The organism is Anatilimnocola aggregata (genome assembly GCF_007747655.1).
GTDB lineage: Bacteria > Planctomycetota > Planctomycetia > Pirellulales > Pirellulaceae > Anatilimnocola > Anatilimnocola aggregata.
The window spans coordinates 3,340,929-3,359,277 of sequence record NZ_CP036274.1 but is presented as its reverse complement, the minus strand read 5'-3'; the positions used below and the strand labels follow the sequence as shown (position 1 = coordinate 3,359,277).

The following is an 18,349-nucleotide window of genomic DNA, read 5'->3' as shown; positions in this document are numbered from 1 at the left end:
CATCAGACCCGCAGCGGCAAGCAGCAGAGTCAGGGACGGGGTTCCTGGCCTTACTTCATCTTCTGCGGGGCGGGGGCGGCGAACGTCAGCGGCTGCGTCGGCATCTTGACTGCGTCCAGATCGGCGAGTTTCAGCCGCAGCACTTCGATCGACTGTTTGCCACCGGCAAAGGCGATGTAGAGTTGGCCTTCGTGTTCCATCACATGGGGATAATCAACATGACGTTTGCCGACTAGATAGACCATTTTAGTAAACACGAGCCCATCGTCGCTGAGGGCAATCACGAGCGGATCACGGTGCTTCGGCCTGGGATTAGAAACCAGCACATAGCGGCCATCGCTGAGGCGCAAGCCGCTGACTTTGGATGTGGCGTCGGGAAAGTTGGTTTTGACTGGCGGGCTCCAGGTGCGGCCGTCGTCACTCGAGAAGGAACGATAAAGAAAACCTCCGCCCCCGTTGTCTCGAAAAATGGCGGAAAGGTTGTGATCGGGCAGGATCCACCAATCGGGCTCTTCGGCCTTGAGCGCCGAACTGGAGCCCAGCACCGGAAACGAGTCCCACTGATCAAGCCCTTTCGCGCCCCCCACCAAAAAATGCACGCCAGCGGTTTTGTAGTCGTGGGTGCGGCGAGACATCATCCAGTCGCCGGTGCGGAGCATGAGCGGAGCAAAGTTGTTGATCGCATTTTTGTAGACCACGCCGGCGTCGGACCAGGTTTCATCTGCATTGAGACGAAAGGCCCGCAATTCTAGGCTTTTACCGAAAAAGCCGGCTGCTTCGTCGAGCGAAACCAGCGCCAGCAGTTCGCCGTCGCGCTGCCAAAATCCGCGCGAGATGTAGCGAAAACCTTGGTCGGTTCGGGTGGCGTAATGGGGCGAATCTGGCCCCGAACCAGGCGGAATTGGCGTGAGAAATTGCGGCTTGGCCCAGGTGAGTCCATCCGGGCTACTGGAAAATTTCACCCGCTGGCCCACGCGATCTTCAATTCCTGGACCATCGCTCCACATCAGCCAGAACTTTCCCTTGTGATGGGCGAGATAGTTGTGCTGATTGACCCCACCTTTGCTTTTGTCAGGCCCCTTGGACAAGTTCGCCGGGTCGCGGACGTTGCTCACCACCACGTGCTCGCTGGGAACTCTGGGCAGGCGGTTGAAATCCAACTTGTGCGGGTCGTTCGGGACCCAAGACCCCGCCAACATCTGCGGCGAATTCGGGTTAGTCACTGGATGCGGCGGAGCCGCCCCCGCCACAGCGGTACCAGCAATGAGAACGAGCAACGACAAGCAGCGATTCATGCGGAATACCCAGGAACAGATTGAGGGATTACTGAGAAAAGCAAGTCACGAAGACAATGGGCAAGCGTGCTCGATTGGCCAACTCATTTTAGTCCAGGAAAGTTCACTGGTTATATTCGATTGCCGCTTTCCCCCTTGGCAGCCGCGTAGTGGCTGAGCTACCGATGGATGTTGGGTTGCCAAACTTGGTTAACCGGGCCGCTTGCGGCCGTTGAACTGGTGGTTCCCTAGTTTGCAGTTCACCCGCGCAAACCCGAGGGTTAACCAGATGACGTTGATCGCTAGTCGGACTAGTAGGTCAGCTTAGGTACTTCGCCCTGACGAAGAAAGGTCGCCATCCAGGTATGTCTCATTAGGGCCAGCTAGATTGGACGTATCGGGCGAAAAGCAGCCGACGAATTGGTGGTCCCTGGGCAGGCGCGCAGAACAGCCCCATCGCAATGACGGGGCTGAAGGGATCAAGAGTATTTGCTTAGTCAGGTGGGACTAACCGGCGACGCGAAAGGTGCCGTACTTGGTCTTGCCCGATTTGGGTGCCGTGCCCGTGCCCATGAAGCCTGCCCCATTGGTGGCCGAATCCATCATGTCGCCGAGGATCGTAGTGGGATCTTCGGTAACGATCAGGCGATCGCCGGGGAGTATGGCATAGTCGCACTCGGCGGCAACTCGCTTGGAAGTCCGATCGTATTCAACCGGCATCCGATGCCAGCCGCCACTCGGCAACGGACGAACCAGTTCCAGTTTCATGCGGCGATACTCCTTGATGACTTTCGCCTGCACCAGGGCATCGTGCACGTTAAGCGGCCCGGCAATCGTGTGTTCGATCGCTCGCGCTTTGCCGCTCACCGGCCGGAGTTCGACGATGAACTTGCCAGCTGGTGCGGCCGCGCCCGGGACGTCGGCAGCGTCACCCTTCACTACTTCTGCCTTGGAACCCCAGAGCGCCGTTTTGCCGAGTGACGCACAGCCCGTGCTAAGGCAGCTGAGGGCCAGCAAACCGGAGATCGCGGTCAAAGTGAGTGAGTGGCGGGCATCCATGCCATCGTCCTTGCTATCGAGGGGGTCGCTAGCGGCGTCAAAGTTTCCCCAGAACGCCGAATCGGAGCTATGGCGGGAGTTATCGGCCTAACGTGATTGCTACTTGAAGCAAAATCTGGCGAAATTCAGAAATGAGAACGCAGAAGGCAGAATGAACGGAGGGATAGAACTCCTTCCTTCTGCATTCTTTATTTTGCATTCTGCATTTACCCCATGCCCCCAAGTTCGGTCGCCCGTTGCACGCGGCGAATCGCAATCATGTAGGCGGCGGTTCGCAAGCTGACGTTGTGCAGCTTGGCTTCTTGCCAGACCGCTTCGAAGGCATAGGTGAGCACTGCTTCGAGTTCCTGACGAATGCGGTTCAAGCTCCACTTGTAGAACTGCAGGTTCTGCACCCACTCGAAGTAGCTGACGGTAACACCACCGGCGTTCGCTAGAATATCGGGGAGGATGATGCAGCCGCGCTGATGCAGCAGGTCGTCCGCTTCGGGATCGATCGGCGCGTTCGCAGCTTCGATGATTAAGGGAGCTTTGATCTTGGCGGCATTCTGCTTGGTGATCACACCGCCGAGGGCTGCGGGAATAAGCAAGTCGACATTCAACTCCAGCAGTTCATCGTGGCCAATCCGCTCCGCCTCACTAAAGCCGAGAAGCGAACCTTTGTTCGCCAGGGCGTACCTGAGCATCTTGGGAATATCGAGCCCGGTGGGCGAATAGAACGAACCGGTATGATCGCCGACAGCCACGATCTTGTATTCCGACTCATACAGATACTTGGCTGCATGCGAGCCGACATTACCAAACCCCTGCAACGCAACTCGGGTGTTTTGCGGCTTGCGGCTCAAGTTCCCCAGCAGCTTATAAGCCAGCACGCCAACGCCGCGCCCCGTGGCTTCTTCACGCCCTAGTGCGCCATAGTCCTCGACTGGTTTGCCAGTGATGCATGCCGGGCCGAAGCCGTGATACTTCTCCCATTGATTGCGAATCCAAGCCATCTCGCGGGCGCTGGTTCCCATATCGGGCGCGGGAATATCTTTGTGCGGCCCGATGATGTCGTGAATTTGATCGATGAACTTCCGCGTGATCCGTTCCAGCTCTTTCACGCTGACTTTTTTCGGATCGATGGCGATGCCCCCCTTGGCTCCGCCGTAGGGAATATCGACGACGGCTGTCTTCCAGGTCATTAGCGTTGCCAGTGATCGGACTTCATCCAGATCGACTTCGTGGTGATACCGCAGGCCACCTTTCATGGGCCCGCGCGAGTCGTCGTGCTGCACTCGGTAACCAATAAAGGTTTCCAGGCGGCCATCGTCCATTTCGACCGGAATTTGCACCTGCACTTCTCGCTTGGGTGTAAGGAGCAGTTTGCGCAGCGACTCGGCCAGTTCCAGACGATCAGCAGCCCGCTCAAAATACAACCGAGTCGATTCAAACGCTTTCATGACTAGCTCCGGGAGAGGTGACGAGAGGCTAAGCGACTAGCAAGGTGCAACGCAAATCTGCCTAGCCTGAAAATTCTAGCATTTCAGGGACGGGAGGCGGGGGACGAGAGGCGGCAGATATGACAATGCGGCTTGTTTTTGTATTTTCCACCACATTTTCCTCGTCTCCCGGCGTTCGCCTCCCGCCCTTTCCGCAGTTCATTTGCTAGTCACCACCCTTGGCCCACGTTACATTTGAAGGGTAGGGCAGGGTGCGAGTGGAACTGAGGCGAGGGAGCTTTTCTGGATGTCGATTCCGATACCCGATTTCTGGTCGTTGCTACAACAAAGTCGGCTGCTGGCTCCGGAACAGTGCCAGCAATTGGCGGCAGACTTTAGTCACGTGAAGGGTGCCAGCGACCAAAGCAATGCGAGGACGTTGGCCGAATGGCTCGTTGCGCGGAACGTGCTTAGTCGCTACCAGACGATGATTCTGCTGGCAGGACGGCCGGGACCGTTTCATTACGGCGACTACAAAGTTTACGACCGCATTGAAAAAGGGCGACTGGCGGGAGCGTTTCGCGCGGTGCATGGTCCGACGGGTCATCCCGTGCTGCTGCAGTTTCTCACCGGCGCGGTGATTCAAGACCCCAGTGCCTGGGCCGATGCGGTGCAAAACACCCTGGCCGCCTGCGCGGTGCAATCGCCGCACGTCCAACGATTCTTCGAGCCCGTCGATCTCGGTTCCTTCAAGTTTGTCGTCGCCGAAGACCTGCGTGGCGCGGCCCTCGACGAACGCCTGGCGATGGGCCGCTTCCCCGCTGGCGAAGCTGCCCGACTGGCGCGGCAGGCGGCCATTGGTCTGGCGCAGTTGCATCAATCGGGCCGCGCTCATGGTGACCTGCGTCCCGCCAACCTGTTTCTCGATACTTCCGTCCCTGGTCATCCGGGCGATGTCAAAGTCCTCTTCGATCCGCACACGGTTCCCGGTGCGATCAACTTTGCGCAGGCCGATGCGAAGTTGACGCTCATGTCGGACTATCTCGCCCCCGAGTTGATGCATGCCGGCCGCGCGCCCGATCCGCTCAGCGATGTTTATGCGCTCGGCTGCACGCTCTATTGTTTGCTCGCCGGCAGTCCTCCGTTTACCGGCGGCAATGTGCTGCAGAAGATGACTCGGCACGCGACGGAAGGGATTCGTCCGCTCGAACCGCTCGGTGTGCCGCCGCCGCTGGCCCAACTGGTCACATACATGCTGGCGAAGAATCCGCAGGTGCGCTATCAGTCGGCTGCCATCGTGGCCGAACAATTGGCTCCGTTTGTTGATCCGCAATTGCTCTACTCGCCCCCGCCGCAACCTTTGCCCACGCAAGGTGGCTTTGAACACTGGGTCGCTCAGAAGCAAGCCCAGTTGGCCGCTGCCGCGCAGCCAACACCGCAGCCCGAATTAGCAATCGAGACTCGCAAACCTGGTTTCGGTCTGCGCATTCAAGAAGCGGGTGAAGCGGTGGTGACTGCCAAGAGTGGCACTAGCGCATCACCACTCGCTGGGGTGGCGCTGGCCGGCGCAGCACCGTCGCCAGTGAACCGGGCCATTACTAGCCAGGAATTGATCGCCAAGAAGGAAAAAGATCAAACACGCACCGTGATTACCGCGCTCGTGGGAGTCGGGGCTGTGGCCATCTCGCTGATCTTGGTTGTCTATGCGATGAACCAAAAGCCTGCGCCGACGGAAGTGACGAAGGTCGTCACGAAGGACGATAACTTTACACCGATTGTGATCGAACGGATCGAGGGTGACTTCAACCCGAACGTCAAGGCTCCTGTCCAAACGAACCCAACGAATGGAATGGGGAACCCTGGCACCAATAACCCGCTGATTCCGGGTACGCAAAAAATCAACAATCCCGTGACGGGACCAGCGGGCAATCCGGCAGGTACCAGCGATAGCGGCCCCACCCAGCAGGTCGTGGCTGACGATGGTCAATTGCTCTGGGCCTCTCCTACCAGCGGCAAGCCCGTGGAATTCCGCCTGGTTCCGCCCGAAGGGCAGATCTTTATCGTCGCTCGCCCTGCGGAAATCCTCGCAGCGAGCGAAGGAACGAAAGTGCTCGACGCGCTCGGGCCTCAATTTTCTGTTGGTCGCACAGCCTGGGAACAAGCGGCCGGTGTCTCGTTGAACGATGTTGAGCAGATCATCATCACTCTGCATAACAACGAAGGAAAGTTTCCGCGAGTCTCCCACTCTGTGCAGCTGAAGACCGCTGTTCCCAGCAGCGACTTGATTGCCAAGTGGGGCAATCCGGCCGAAACGCAGGAAGGAAACAACCGTTACTATCTCGGCCAGCAGTCGGCCTTCTTTGTGGCCGATTCGCCGACAGGTGCCCAGTCGTTTTTGATGGGTGACCCCATCGACGTGAAAGAAGTGGCGATGGTCGGTGGCGCTCCGCCACTCATGGCCCGCGATCTCGAACGACTGCGTCGTTCCATCGATGGTGCGCGGCATGTGAGCGTGATGTTCAACCCCGACTTCTTCGACAACGACGATGGCCAAACATTGTTTCAAGGAGACCGGGCGAAGGTTCGTCAGCCGCTCGATCTGTTCCTAGGTGACGACATCGAAGCTGGGCTGTTGAGCATGCAGTTCGACAGTGCGTTCTATCTCGAGTTCCGCATGTTTGCGGGACTCAATCGCGATCCCTTCGGCGTCGCTCAAGATTTGCGCACGCGTTTGAAGGCTGTCCCCAATTCCATTTTCGATTATGTCGCCAGCATCAACACGCCCGATTACTGGCGTCGCCTGTCGATGAAGTTTCCGGGCATGATCGAAAAACTGCACGACAACATGCGTGTCGGGGTCGAAGGGGATCAAGCCATCGTCAACGCCTATCTTCCCGGCTCCGCTGCCCACAACCTGGTGCTCGGCGGCGAATTGCTGGTGGCCAGCGCGCCAGGAGCAGGGCAAGTAGCCTCGGGTGGCCCAGCGAAACCAACGGGACCGAAGTCGATTGAAGAAGTCTTGGCACTGAAGACGTCCATGCAGTTCGACGCTAACCCGCTGGAGTTCTGCATGCGAGATTTGGCCATTGATGCCCAGGAAGTCGCCAAGGGGTCGCCGTTTGCCAAAGGTGGACCTCAGGAGTTGAACATCAAGATCATTGGCGATGACTTGAAGATCGACGGCATTACGCGCAATCAAACCGTTCGCGACTTCAATCAACAAGGGAAGTCAATCTCCGACATCTTGACGGCGCTGGTGATGAAGGCAAATCCAGTGACAACCGTCAAAACGCCCGACGAGGCCGATCAAAAACTGCTGTGGGTGGTGGGGCCCGATCCGGATAATCCGGCCAAGCAGATGATTCTGATTACCACGCGGGCAGCAGCGGCCACGAAGAAGTACACGCTCCCCCCCGCGTTCCGACCGAAAGGTCAGTAACGATTCTGCGGGCGGGCCGTTTGTGGCCTAGAGTGTAAGGTTAGGAGAGACGGGGCGCAGACCGAACGAGAGCTCGAACCATCGTGGAAGCATTTTCCCTTACCTGTACCACTTGCAAGTCGCGGCTCAAGGTCCGCGACGCTTCGGCTATTGGCCAGATCATGGCCTGCCCGAAATGTGGTGGCATGGTGCTGGTGAAGCCCCCCGAAACTCCCCAGCCAGCAAGTGCCAGCGACACCGGTGAAACGCGTTCCGATCTGTCGGGATCGATTCGTCCCTTGCCACCGGCGAGCGCTAACTTTCCGATCAACACTCCCATCAATACCAGCGCATTCGACGATGTCGATGCGTTGCTCGGCAATGTTCCGGCTCGGTCGATGGTGCCAGTTCCAACCGCCCGCACTCCTGCTGCGGGCCCACCAGCCAAAGCCGCCGCGCGTCCCGCGCCACCCATGGGTACTCAGCCCACGGTGATTCGCTCGCCCGATGCGAAGCAAAATCCCGATTCGCAAGCCAAGACGATTTCGCAGAACGATATTCCCGTCGCCAATCCGCCGACGACCACCGTTCGCAATCAGTCCCCGGTCGCGATCAAGCCCAGTGAGCACAACCAGCAAAAAGCTGCGGCGGCAACTGCTGCCGCAGTGTTGGCCACCGCCTCAGCCCCGGCGGTAGCAGCGGCACCGATCAAGCCTGCTCAGCCCACGTTGCCGATCAATGCGACCCCCGCCGGTTACGACCCCACGGTGTTGCCGCAAGACGAGCCCGTGGCCACCGCAACTGGAACTGGAACACTTGCTGGCAGCCCGTGGCAATACTGGGCAATTGTCTCTGCCTCCGGAGCACTGGGAGTGATCCTGGCGATCGGCGTGGTCGCGATGACCCTCTCGTGGTTCAGCAGCAATGCTGCCCAGCCCATCGCGAATCTACCAACCAACCCAGCACTGACGAACCCATCAACAGCAAACCCAGGCTCGACGAACACGATCCCTGAACAACCACCAACCGCGGCCACGCCGGTCGCACCCGCGCCGAGCAATCCACCTGTCGCTCCTGAAACGCCTAATCCAGCTGCCAACGTTCCACCAACGGCACCAGTCGAAACAGCCCCCGTCACTCCGGCACCGCTGCCGAACATCACGCCAGTGCCGGTTCCTGTACCGAAGCCGCCAGAGATCGATCCACTCGGACTGACCGCCCCCCAGCCCCCTGAAAAACCACTCGCGCCGGGCGATGATCCACTCAGCAAGTTCGACAACATTCTTGGTGGCGGCAACGAGAACCCGCTCCCTAGTCCCGCCGCGCCAGAAGTAAAACCGGTCCTGCCGCCACTCGAAGTCGAACCAGAACCAGCTGCCCCGACAGACAACCTGCCCAAGCCTGAACCGCTGCACGTCGATGCTGCCGCCCGGTTGTCCGATCCGCTACCGGCCATTGAAATCGCCGGCACTCCGCTCGCTGACTTCCTGCAAGTGATGCAAGACTTAAGCACCGTGCCAATCACGCTGCGGCCCGATGGCCTGAGCATGGTCAAGCTGATTCCCTACTCGCCCGAAACTCCGATCACCTGGAAGGGCGAAGGAACCACGATTGGCGATGCGCTCCGCGATGCGTTGCAGCCAATGGGTTTGGAGGCGCGCCTGGAGGCCGGTCAATTGGTGATCGATGTCGCCAGCCCGCAACTCACAACCATGCGTCTCGCGGTGAAGGACCTCACCGGCAGCGATGAAAATCGAGCGGCCGAATTGTCCAGCCTGTTCACTAGCTTGATCGCGCCCGATTCCTGGAGCGAGGACGAAGGCCAGCCGACGCTCATCACCGGTAAGGACGAGTTCCAGGTTCGTCAGCATCGCCTGGTGTTGGCCGAGTGTGTGTTGCTCGCCGAAAAACTGCGCGTCGCGCGCGGCGGACGTCCGGCCAGCAAGTTCGATCCCAAGCTGTTCGAACTCACCACGCGCACCGAGCGGGCCCAGGCCGCGCTGGCTACACCGATCACACTCAATTACAGTCAGCCCACGTCGCTGCTCCGGGTGGCCGATCGGCTGGGCAAAGCTGCCAAGGTCCGCATTCTGATTGATTGGCAATCGCTGGCCTCCGCGGGCTGGAATCCATTGGGGGAAGTGACCCTGACGGTCGAGAAGCAGCCCCTGGCGACCGTGCTCGACGATCTCACCCGCCGCATGCAACTGGCTTGGCGCGTGGTCGATGGTCGCACACTGCAAATCGTCTCGCTTCAGTCGCTCGCCGCCCAGTCTGAGCTGGAAGTCTATCCTGTCCGCGATTTGCTCTCGGAAAAGACTGGCGGGGATGACCTTGTGGCCAGGTTGCGAACCGCACTCGGCAATCAACACTTTCGGGAAGCGGGGGGCCACGGCGAACTCCGTTTCGATGCGACCGGCAATTGCCTGCTCGCCTCGCTCTCTCAGCCGCAGCAGCGCCAACTGGCCGCTCAACTGGCGCAGCTTCGCGGCGCAGCGCCTGCCAAATAGCTCGACGCGGTGAGTTCAATCCACTTCATCGCGAACCCTGGCCACGCCGGGCTCTCTTGCTAGTTGAATCGAAAAACATTTGGCGAGGGAACCATGATCGAGATCGATGGCTCGGCAGGGGAGGGGGGCGGACAAATCGTGCGATCGTCCCTCGCGCTCTCGCTCGTCACTGGCCAACCTGTGATGCTGCAGAACATTCGCGCCAAGCGCAAGAACAGCGGCCTGGCCAAGCAGCATCTGGTCGCCGTGCAGGCCTCGGCCGCGATTAGCAGTGCCAGGCTGCGCGGCGCCGCGCTCGGTTCGTCGCAACTCTGGTTCGAACCGGGCGAGGTCCAGCCCGGCGAGTACACGTTTTCGATTGGCACGGCGGGGAGTGCGTCGCTGGTGCTGCAAACGGTGCTCGCCCCGCTGCTCGTGGCCAGCGGCCCGTCGTCGCTCGTCATCGAAGGGGGAACGCACAACCCGCTCGCGCCACCGGTCGACTTCTTACAGCGCAGCTATGCACCACTCGTGCGCCAACTTGGTCCCGGCCTGCAACTGGAACTCGAGCGCCACGGTTTCTATCCAGCTGGTGGAGGTCGCCTGCGTGTCTATATCGAACCGCGCGAGCCGCTGGTTGGGCTGCAGTTGCTCGCGCGGGGCAAATTGCTCAAGCAAAGGGCTCGCGCGCTGGTGGCAAACTTGCCCAAAACAATCGCCGAGCGTGAATGTCACGAACTGCGACGCCTCTCGGGCTGGGCCAAAGAATGGCTAAAGGCTGAGGAAGTTCCGGCGCACGGCTGCGGCAATGTCGTTCTCATCGAACTCGAATTCGAACACGTGACCGAACTCTTCGTCGCTTTTGGCGAGCGGGGTGTGCGGGCTGAAGAAGTTGCGCGACGTGCCTGGCAAGAAACGGAGGAGTATCTCGCTCACGCAGCCCCCGTTGGTCCGCACCTGGCCGACCAACTGATGCTCCCGTTGGCAATCGCCGCCCACCAGGGCCAAGCCAGCGAATTCCGCACCTGCACGCTCAGCGGCCACTCGCTCACGCATATCGATATCATCCAGCGGTTTCTCCCCGTGCAGTTCACCCAGAGCGAGCCGGAACCCGGGTTGGTGGATGTTCGAGTTGCGCCGCAAGCTTCGCAGCCGGCTGCAGCATCGTAATCGGCAAAACTTCGCTACGTTCAACTTGCATCGCAGGCGAAGTTTGCTTAGCTTAGGTGAAACTTTTCTAGCCATTTTGCGGAATTTTCCTGCCACCATTCTGCAAAGCGGTAAACGGCGAATTCCCGTGCAAATTCCGCAGTCAGCGGAACCGACAAGGCCAACGAACATGACTGGTCAACTCTCCCGCCAGCGCAGGATGTCTTCGTTTCGTCAGCGAACCAAGTTTCGCGATTTCAGGCTGCTTCACGGATTCACGCTCGTCGAATTGCTCGTCGTCATCGCCATCATCGGGGTCCTGGTGGCGCTGCTACTCCCCGCCGTGCAATCAGCCCGCGAATCGGCCCGTCGCTCGACCTGCCAGAACAACCTCAAGCAGATCGGCATCGCCCTGCACAATTATCACGATACGTTCCTCTACTTTCCGCCGGGCAACATCACCTTGGGGGGTTGCTGTGCCACACCCAGTTTCACTTCGTGGTCGATTTCGATCTTGCCCTACTTGGAACAGACAGCCCTGGTCGAGAAGTATGACTTTGCGAAGAACAACGAAGACGCCGCGAACCAGTTCGTCCGCGAGCAGTACATCAAGTTGTATGAGTGCCCCAGTGAACTGAAGACGAAGCAAAAGTTGGTGCCCGAAAGTGGCCCGGCCGGGACCAACAACATCGAGTTCATGGGAGGGAGTTACCGCGGCATGCAGGGAAAGTCGGACGGCAACGGCTGGTGGGACACGAATCAATACAGCAATCAAGACAAGTCGTGGGCCGGGGTGCTGCATATTTATGACAGCGGCTTGCCAATACAAGAACGGATCGGCACGGTGCAGGACGGCACTTCAAATACGCTGATGGTGGGCGAATACTCGACCAAAACACATCCGCGCCGGCGCACTTTTTGGGGCTATAGCTACACCTCTTACAATCAAGGTGCAGCTACCCCGCAGTCGCGCGTGCTGCTGAATGACTTCGATCGCTGCGTGGCGATCGGAGGCACCGGGGGCGCCAATCCTTGCAAACGCGGCTGGGGCAGCTTTCACCCGGGCGGGATTCAGTTCATCAATGTCGATGGCTCGGCGCGCTCGATCTCACCCACCATCGATATCAACCTCTTCTGCGATTTGGCCACCATTAACGGCGGCGAAACGTCGCAGTAATCGCCCGCATCGTTGCCCCGACTCTCTCACCATCGGAACAATCGCCGTGAAGTCTGGTCGCGCCTTGTTTGTCTTGGTCGCGTTGGCCGCTGCCGCGCAGTTCGCTGGCTGTGCTCGACCCAGCGCCAACATTGTGCCCGTCTCCGGCAAGGTCACGCTCGATGGCCGGCCCCTCGTCGGCGCGAATATCACCTTTCAACCGGTCACGGACAAATCGGCCGCGGCAAGTTCCGCCAGCGGTTCGTTCGCCAAGACCGATGCCGAGGGAAAGTTTACGCTCGAACTCATCACCCCCGAGCAACCCGGCGCCCTGGTGGGCAAACATCGGGTAACAATTGCGACCGCCGTTTTTGCCGAGGCCGCCGACGATGACCTGAAGCTCGCCGAACCGGAGAAAGTCCCTGCGCGTTATACGGATGGGAGTTACGAGTTAGAAGTTCCGGCCGGCGGAACCGACCAGGCAAATATCGAGATTGTTACCAAGTAAACGCGAAAATATCGGCGCCTGTTACTTGACACTTAATCAATAAGTCGTCATAAATAGAGCGGCTGTTTGGCAACCTGGTAGAAGGAATGCGCGCTCGCGGCGTGGGAGTCGCACACGCTAGTACGGCTTATTTAGGAGACCCGAAGCGTGAGCGAGGAAAGCGAAACGGAGATACGGACGCGCAGAGCTCACTTGAATCGTTGGGGCGACTCGGGGCGCGCGATCGCGTGGGCTAAAGCGAATGGTCTAGCAGTCGCGACAGTTCTTAACCGCGATCAGCACGCGCCTCGCTCACGCTTCGGGTTACCTGAAATACTGCGAACTGAGGGTCAGTACCGCGACATCAGGCTGGCATGAACGCATACGGTTTATCAACAAATAGGATGTTTTCGGAACTCGCAATTTGAACGCAATTCGTTGTCACGAAACGGCTTGCCTGTGATGCACGCAAAAGGGGGGTGTTGATTAACCTCTCGGCGATGACGGTTCACTTACCCGGTGGATCGAGTTCCCAAGTGAACTGGGTGCCGTTGGCCCCGATGACTGCTTCTAGCCCCGAACTGTTCAGGTCGTGATAGCGACTGTGAATGACGGGCTTCGGGTGCGGATCGTCTCCCATTGGTATCGGGGGCGTGATCGCCACGCGATACTTGCCGGGATAGGCTCCGTCGTTACTGCCGAGCGTGCTGAGGGCAAACTTTCCATCAGCATCAACTTCCCCTAAGCTGCTGACCAGTTTGCCATCGGGGCCCGCTTCGGCCAGTTCGAACATCACGCCATAGCCAGCCAGCTTGGCGGCGTTCGGTTCGTTTTTGATCGTGATCTGGCCGGTTACCGGCACCGTGCGTTGACTGCAACCGGCAACTGCGAGCAGGCCAACCACTATCCAGGCGAAACAAACGGGCACGGGGAAAGGAACACGCATGGCCAACCTCATAACGTCAGGCGGGGAGAGTCGAGTGCTGCTGACTGTAAGGAATTGCGGTAGCAAAATTCAACTGTCAAAACCTCGCGGTGGCAGATTTATGCGGAATTGATTGACTTCGGCGCGCAAAAACACTTAGGATTCGCTTCGGCTACGTATTGTCTTGCGAGCGAGCATATCCAAAGCGGCGGAGTCTCGGTCATGTCTTCTCCAGCGGACCAGTCCTCTCCAACCGACCAACGACATAAGCGGGGGTTTACCCTCGTGGAACTCCTCGTCGTGATTGCGATCATCGGTGTGCTGGTCGCTCTCTTGTTGCCGGCGGTTCAATCGGCCCGCGAGTCTGCCCGCCGCATGCAGTGCGGCAACCACCTGAAGCAAATCGGGCTGGCAGTGCAGAACTATCACGACACCTATGGGTACATTCCCTATTCGCGGTACGACACGCGCGAGACCTCATTTCTGATCATGCTGCCGTTTATCGAATCGCGAAACGAGTTCGAAAAATGGGATCTCACCAAGACCTATTACACCCAAGCTGCCGACGCTCGCGAGCGGACCATGAAGTTTTATCTGTGTCCTTCGCGGCAACGGGCGAAGTTGACCATTCCCGATGGCGATAAGCATCAGGATGGCGTGACGCCTCATACACCCGGCGGCGTTGGTGACTATGCCTCGAATGCCGGTACGCCCGCTGGCCGAACAGACTACATTCCGGGGATGACGTACGACTCGGGCGGCGGCGTGATGGTTGCCGTCACCGAAGACAACCGGGCGAACGGACCCTTTTGGTATCGTGGGGGTCGTCCACTAAAATTCAGTAACATTACGGACGGATTGAGCAACACGGTGTTCTATGGCGAGAAGCATGTCCAGTTGAATCAAACCACGCAGAAAGACAGTTCCATCTGGAATGGCGACCATTCCGGTTCGTTCAAAAAGCTGGGGACGGGTGCCCCGATCGTGCGAGATATTCGCGCCGGCGGCAATTTCGGCAGTTATCACCCCGCGGTTTGCCAGTTCGTGTTTGGCGATGGCGCGGTGAAAACATTGAGCGTGACCACCGATTTGACGACCCTCGATCGCATAGCCAATCGCGATGACGGCGAACCGGTGAGCGTGCCATAAGGTTCCTGTCGCCCCACCGCAGGCCCGGCGAAAACGCTCGATTGCGAAGATTTCGAGATTTTTTCCTGACGCGAACTCGACATGGCTGTTCCCCTTTGCGACAATTGAAGCATCTTATCTGTGGCGGTTCTCTCATCTGACAGCACGAAGTTTTGGCTTGGTTCCCCCTGCGCAAGCATCATCTGCCAGCGCATGTGGTTCGACTGGAGCCGATGTTGATTCGCAGCCGAATCAAACAACGGCAGTGCCGAGGATGAGCAGCCCACTTGTTAAGACTGCTGGGGGATAATTGCCAGCGCTAGTTGCCGCGGTCAGAATGAGCGGCAGAGAAGAACCGTTCGCATCTCGGAACAGATTCGAACGCCACGGAACAGGAACGGCACGCACGCACAAGTTGGAGGGGGCAATTCACATGGGTCGCAACAGTCGGCAGGCGTTTACGGTCGTCGAGCTTCTAGTCGTCATCGCCATCATTGGCGTGCTGATGGCGTTGCTCTTGCCAGCGGTGCAAATGGCGAGAGAAGCAGCGAGACGAATGGCGTGCCTCAATAACATGAAGCAGATTGGGCTCGCTACCAAATACTACGAATCGAGCAAACAGCATCTGCCCCCCTCGCGCTGGTTTTATCCACACGCTTCGGCCAGACCGACCAACGCTACCGACACGACCCATGCCTTGAACTGGGTCCATGCATTGGCAGATTCGCTGGGGCGTCCCGATGTCACTACCGACCTGGCGACGAATGCCGCTTCTCCACCCACAGGAGGTTTGGGGAAAGTATCGGGCGGCGCATTTAAGAGTCTGGTATGTGCTTCTGACAATTCCGATAATAGCGATAGCGTGAAAGCCTTTAAGTCGTCCTATGCGGCCAATTCAGGACGAATTAACGCTGCCGTCAGCGGCTCGAATGCACTCGACTATTTTGCCAATGGGGCTCTCGACGATCGGCTCAAGGGGTCGAGTGACACGTTCAAAATCTTCCAGAGCACGAGTGGAGATATTGCCAACGGCGATGGGGCAACGAATACCTTGCAGTTCCTTGAGAACTTGGATGTTTATGACTGGCGTGAAGCCTCCGAGGAACACTTGTGCGGTGTGATGTGGGAAGCGGTATCAAGCGTTACGTCACAGCCAACCAGTTCCAAGGGATTGAACAAAAACTACGACGCGCGAGCTCAAGGGACTGGCTCTCCCCTATCCGGTAGCAGTGACTATGCCCGTCCCTCCAGCCAGCATCCTGGCGGCTTTGTGGTTTGCTACGCAGATGGTTCAGCGAAGTTTATGGCGGAAACCGTCGACTATGGAGTGTTCTGCCTGCTAATGACATCCCACGGCGCGAAGACTAAGGATCCCGCCAATCCAACGAATGCTTCACCCGAGCCCGACTGGCAATCCACCAAGTTGCCGGCTGACTTCTAAGAATATTATTTCCACAACGACACTTACCAAGTAGCTCCGCAGTGACAGGTCTTCCGCACGATGCGCCCGACCACGCTTTGGCAAGCGCATCTCAATGGGTTGTTTTGGGGTTTGGGAAATGGGCTGGTAAGCACCACGCTGGTGACTTACCTGGCGCGCGAGTTGGGTGCCGAAGGAATCGCGATCGGGCTGATTGTTGCCAGCCCCAATCTGGCCGGCGGTTTAAGGCTTTTCGCTCCGGCAATTCTGCGCTGGATTGGCAGCCGCAAGTGGTTCGCTGTCGCCGCTTTTCTGCTCAGTTGCTTGTTGCTCTTGGCGTTGCCAATTGTGTGCGAGCCGAAGTCAGCCATCGATGAACGGCTGAAGCTTTTCTGGCTGGTTACCCTGTGGGGCGGTTGGCACTTCGCGATGTTCCTGGGCGTGATTGCCCTCTGGTCGTGGCTGGGAGATGTTGCGGCGTCTGCCACCCGAGGTTCGTTTATCGGCCTGCGCACCTCGCTGATGGCCGTTGGGCAAATCGTCGGCATTCTCGCCGCTGCGGGCTTCGCCAAGTGGTATCCGCTGTGGGATCCCTCGATCGGTCGTTGGGAGACATTGGCTGGCCCGGCGCTAGCCGGAGCATGGTGCATGATCCTGGCCATCGTCCCGCTCATCTGGATGCCTGAGCCGCCACTCATCAGCAAACCCAACGACACCACCCGGCAACTCCTCGCAGCCATCACCGACGATCGTTTCCGTCCACTGCTCGGCTTTTGGTGTTACGCCGGATTGGCCAATGGAGTAACTCAAGCGGCCCAAGCCTTCTTCCCCATTGTGGTGCTGAAGTTGCCAGTCGAGAAGACATTGTTCCTGATAGCGCTAATGCACATTGGCCAGATCATCGTTGCCCCGCTGATTGGCTACTGGGCCGATCGAGGTAACTCGCGCGCGATCATGATTGGTTCACAAGTGATCGTTTCAATCGCGCTTCTCTTTTTTCCGTTAGCCACGCGCGAACATCCCCTGTGGCTGACCGGTGCCTATCTCTGTTGGATCGCCTACGCCGGATTGAACGTCTGCCTGCCCCACCTGATGCTCAAGTTGTCGCCGGGTGAAAACTCGCCCCCGTATATCAGCCTGTACTTTGCCCTAGGTGGATTGGTGACTGCTGCCAGTTCGGTACTATTCGGGGTGCTGTTTGACCAGTTGCCGCGCACTTCGCCCGTGCCGCTGGGACCGGTCTCGGTCGATCGCTTTCACTTGGCATTCATCGTGGGGACGATCATGCGACTCTCGGCCATCGGCTGGCTGTTCTACTTACCGCGCGACGCCGGCGCTTCGGCTAAACTCAGAGTTTAGTTGCTCCTGCAATCCGCTCACGATTCCATGAACCCGCTTCCCCGAATTGCCGTGACCATGGGAGACCCCGCCGGGGTTGGTCCCGAACTCTGCCTGCGATTGCTGCAGAATGAAGAGCTTGCGCGCGAAGTGACGCCGATCATCTTTGGCGATGCCGGCGTGCTGCAGCGCGTAGCAGCGCACTTAGGCTGGACGTTCAATGCACCAGTCATCACCACTGCCGAGTGGCCCGAGAAACACCGCACCATTACTGTGCCCGCGGTGCTGGACTTGCAGTGCGTGACCGCCGTCGACGTGATCCCGTGCCGCGTGAATGCGAACACAGGTCACGCGGCCTATCAGTATCTTGACCGGGCGATTGCAGCGGGGCTGGCGGGCGAGATTGCCGGCATTTGCACAGGCCCCATCAACAAAGCGGCCCTGCATGCCGCGGGGCATCATTACCCGGGACATACCGAGATTCTCGCCGAGCGGATGCAAGTGGACCGCTGGTGCATGATGCTCACGTCCCCCGAGATCACCTGCAGCTTTGTCACCGCGCATGTCGGCTATCACGAAGTGCCGCAGTTGCTCACCAGTGAGCGGATTCTCGAAGTGATCGAACTCACGCACGCCGCGATGCGCAGACTGCGCGAGCGGGAACCGAAGCTGGTCTGCTGCGGACTCAATCCGCACGCGGGCGAAGATGGTCTGTTCGGCAATCGCGAAGAGGAACGGATCATCGCACCAGCGTTAGCCATGGCCAGGGCGAAAGGAATTCAGATCGAAGGGCCGTTGCCTCCCGACACTTGCTTTCTCACGTGGCGGCGGGCGGCGACCGATGCTTACATTTGCATGTACCACGACCAAGGTCACATTCCGCTGAAGGCCCTGGCTTTCGATACTGCGATTAACACCACGCTAGGTCTGCCCGTGATTCGAACCAGCGTCGATCATGGCACCGCGTTCGATATCGCCTGGCAAGGAATCGCCGGTCCCAGCAGCCTGTTTGCCGCAGTTCGGCTGGCTGCAAAACTGGCCGTTCAACCTCATTGAATCCACTAACCGAAATTAGAAAGTCTGCT

At 58.8% G+C, this 18,349-nt stretch carries 13 protein-coding genes; 9 read left to right on the top strand and 4 right to left on the bottom strand.

Annotation, left to right across the window (positions count from 1 at the left end):
• Positions 1-50 precede the first annotated feature (50 nt).
• The 3 genes from ETAA8_RS12730 to ETAA8_RS12720 form a co-directional block, all read right to left on the bottom strand.
• A complete protein-coding gene (locus tag ETAA8_RS12730) occupies positions 51-1,295 on the bottom strand; it encodes an exo-alpha-sialidase (protein ID WP_145088491.1) in 1,245 nt (414 codons plus the stop codon).
• Between the two features lie 486 nt (positions 1,296-1,781).
• Positions 1,782-2,333: a hypothetical protein gene (locus ETAA8_RS12725; RefSeq protein ID WP_145088489.1), complete on the bottom strand. Its 552-nt coding sequence runs from the start codon at positions 2,331-2,333 to the stop codon at positions 1,782-1,784.
• A 206-nt stretch (positions 2,334-2,539) separates the two neighbouring features.
• Positions 2,540-3,775, bottom strand: a complete 1,236-nt coding sequence (locus ETAA8_RS12720; RefSeq protein WP_145088487.1) for a Glu/Leu/Phe/Val family dehydrogenase — start codon at positions 3,773-3,775, stop codon at positions 2,540-2,542.
• A 286-nt stretch (positions 3,776-4,061) separates the two neighbouring features.
• Between ETAA8_RS12720 and ETAA8_RS12715 the strand changes: the two genes are divergently transcribed.
• The 5 genes from ETAA8_RS12715 to ETAA8_RS12695 all read left to right on the top strand — a co-directional run bounded on the left by ETAA8_RS12715 (position 4,062) and on the right by ETAA8_RS12695 (position 12,474).
• The gene (locus tag ETAA8_RS12715) at positions 4,062-7,193 is read left to right on the top strand and encodes a serine/threonine protein kinase (protein WP_145088485.1); all 3,132 of its coding nucleotides are present in this window, start codon (positions 4,062-4,064) and stop codon (positions 7,191-7,193) included.
• Between the two features lie 83 nt (positions 7,194-7,276).
• Positions 7,277-9,682 (top strand): hypothetical protein, encoded by a 2,406-nt coding sequence (locus tag ETAA8_RS12710; RefSeq protein WP_145088483.1) that lies wholly within the window; start codon positions 7,277-7,279, stop codon positions 9,680-9,682.
• A gap of 93 nt (positions 9,683-9,775) precedes the next feature.
• Positions 9,776-10,831 (top strand): RNA 3'-terminal phosphate cyclase, encoded by a 1,056-nt coding sequence (rtcA, locus tag ETAA8_RS12705; protein ID WP_145088482.1) that lies wholly within the window; start codon positions 9,776-9,778, stop codon positions 10,829-10,831.
• A gap of 199 nt (positions 10,832-11,030) precedes the next feature.
• Positions 11,031-11,987 (top strand): DUF1559 domain-containing protein, encoded by a 957-nt coding sequence (locus ETAA8_RS12700; RefSeq protein WP_202921795.1) that lies wholly within the window; start codon positions 11,031-11,033, stop codon positions 11,985-11,987.
• 46 nt (positions 11,988-12,033) lie between these two features.
• Positions 12,034-12,474, top strand: coding sequence for a DUF4198 domain-containing protein (locus ETAA8_RS12695; RefSeq protein WP_145088478.1), 441 nt, complete (start codon positions 12,034-12,036; stop codon positions 12,472-12,474).
• Between the two features lie 487 nt (positions 12,475-12,961).
• Here ETAA8_RS12695 and ETAA8_RS12690 read toward each other — a convergent pair whose 3' ends face one another.
• Positions 12,962-13,399, bottom strand: coding sequence for a hypothetical protein (locus tag ETAA8_RS12690; RefSeq protein WP_145088476.1), 438 nt, complete (start codon positions 13,397-13,399; stop codon positions 12,962-12,964).
• A 201-nt stretch (positions 13,400-13,600) separates the two neighbouring features.
• Between ETAA8_RS12690 and ETAA8_RS12685 the strand changes: the two genes are divergently transcribed.
• The 4 genes from ETAA8_RS12685 to pdxA all read left to right on the top strand — a co-directional run bounded on the left by ETAA8_RS12685 (position 13,601) and on the right by pdxA (position 18,320).
• A complete protein-coding gene (locus ETAA8_RS12685; protein WP_145088474.1) occupies positions 13,601-14,527 on the top strand; it encodes a DUF1559 domain-containing protein in 927 nt (308 codons plus the stop codon).
• A gap of 412 nt (positions 14,528-14,939) precedes the next feature.
• On the top strand, positions 14,940-15,947 hold the full coding sequence (locus ETAA8_RS12680) for a DUF1559 family PulG-like putative transporter (protein ID WP_202921794.1): 1,008 nt from the start codon (positions 14,940-14,942) through the stop codon (positions 15,945-15,947).
• A gap of 60 nt (positions 15,948-16,007) precedes the next feature.
• Positions 16,008-17,285, top strand: coding sequence for an MFS transporter (locus ETAA8_RS12675; protein WP_145088470.1), 1,278 nt, complete (start codon positions 16,008-16,010; stop codon positions 17,283-17,285).
• A 27-nt stretch (positions 17,286-17,312) separates the two neighbouring features.
• Positions 17,313-18,320, top strand: coding sequence for a 4-hydroxythreonine-4-phosphate dehydrogenase PdxA (gene pdxA, locus ETAA8_RS12670; protein ID WP_202921793.1), 1,008 nt, complete (start codon positions 17,313-17,315; stop codon positions 18,318-18,320).
• Positions 18,321-18,349 lie beyond the last annotated feature (29 nt).

Coding starts and splice junctions, on each gene's coding strand:
- ETAA8_RS12730 (WP_145088491.1), bottom strand. CDS start 1,295: ATGAATCGCTGCTTGTCGTTGCTCGTTCTCATTGCTGGTACCGCTGTG.
- ETAA8_RS12725 (WP_145088489.1), bottom strand. CDS start 2,333: ATGGATGCCCGCCACTCACTCACTTTGACCGCGATCTCCGGTTTGCTG.
- ETAA8_RS12720 (WP_145088487.1), bottom strand. CDS start 3,775: ATGAAAGCGTTTGAATCGACTCGGTTGTATTTTGAGCGGGCTGCTGAT.
- ETAA8_RS12715 (WP_145088485.1), top strand. CDS start 4,062: ATGTCGATTCCGATACCCGATTTCTGGTCGTTGCTACAACAAAGTCGG.
- rtcA (WP_145088482.1), top strand. CDS start 9,776: ATGATCGAGATCGATGGCTCGGCAGGGGAGGGGGGCGGACAAATCGTG.
- ETAA8_RS12700 (WP_202921795.1), top strand. CDS start 11,031: ATGTCTTCGTTTCGTCAGCGAACCAAGTTTCGCGATTTCAGGCTGCTT.
- ETAA8_RS12690 (WP_145088476.1), bottom strand. CDS start 13,399: ATGCGTGTTCCTTTCCCCGTGCCCGTTTGTTTCGCCTGGATAGTGGTT.
- ETAA8_RS12685 (WP_145088474.1), top strand. CDS start 13,601: ATGTCTTCTCCAGCGGACCAGTCCTCTCCAACCGACCAACGACATAAG.
- ETAA8_RS12680 (WP_202921794.1), top strand. CDS start 14,940: ATGGGTCGCAACAGTCGGCAGGCGTTTACGGTCGTCGAGCTTCTAGTC.
- ETAA8_RS12675 (WP_145088470.1), top strand. CDS start 16,008: ATGCGCCCGACCACGCTTTGGCAAGCGCATCTCAATGGGTTGTTTTGG.
- pdxA (WP_202921793.1), top strand. CDS start 17,313: ATGAACCCGCTTCCCCGAATTGCCGTGACCATGGGAGACCCCGCCGGG.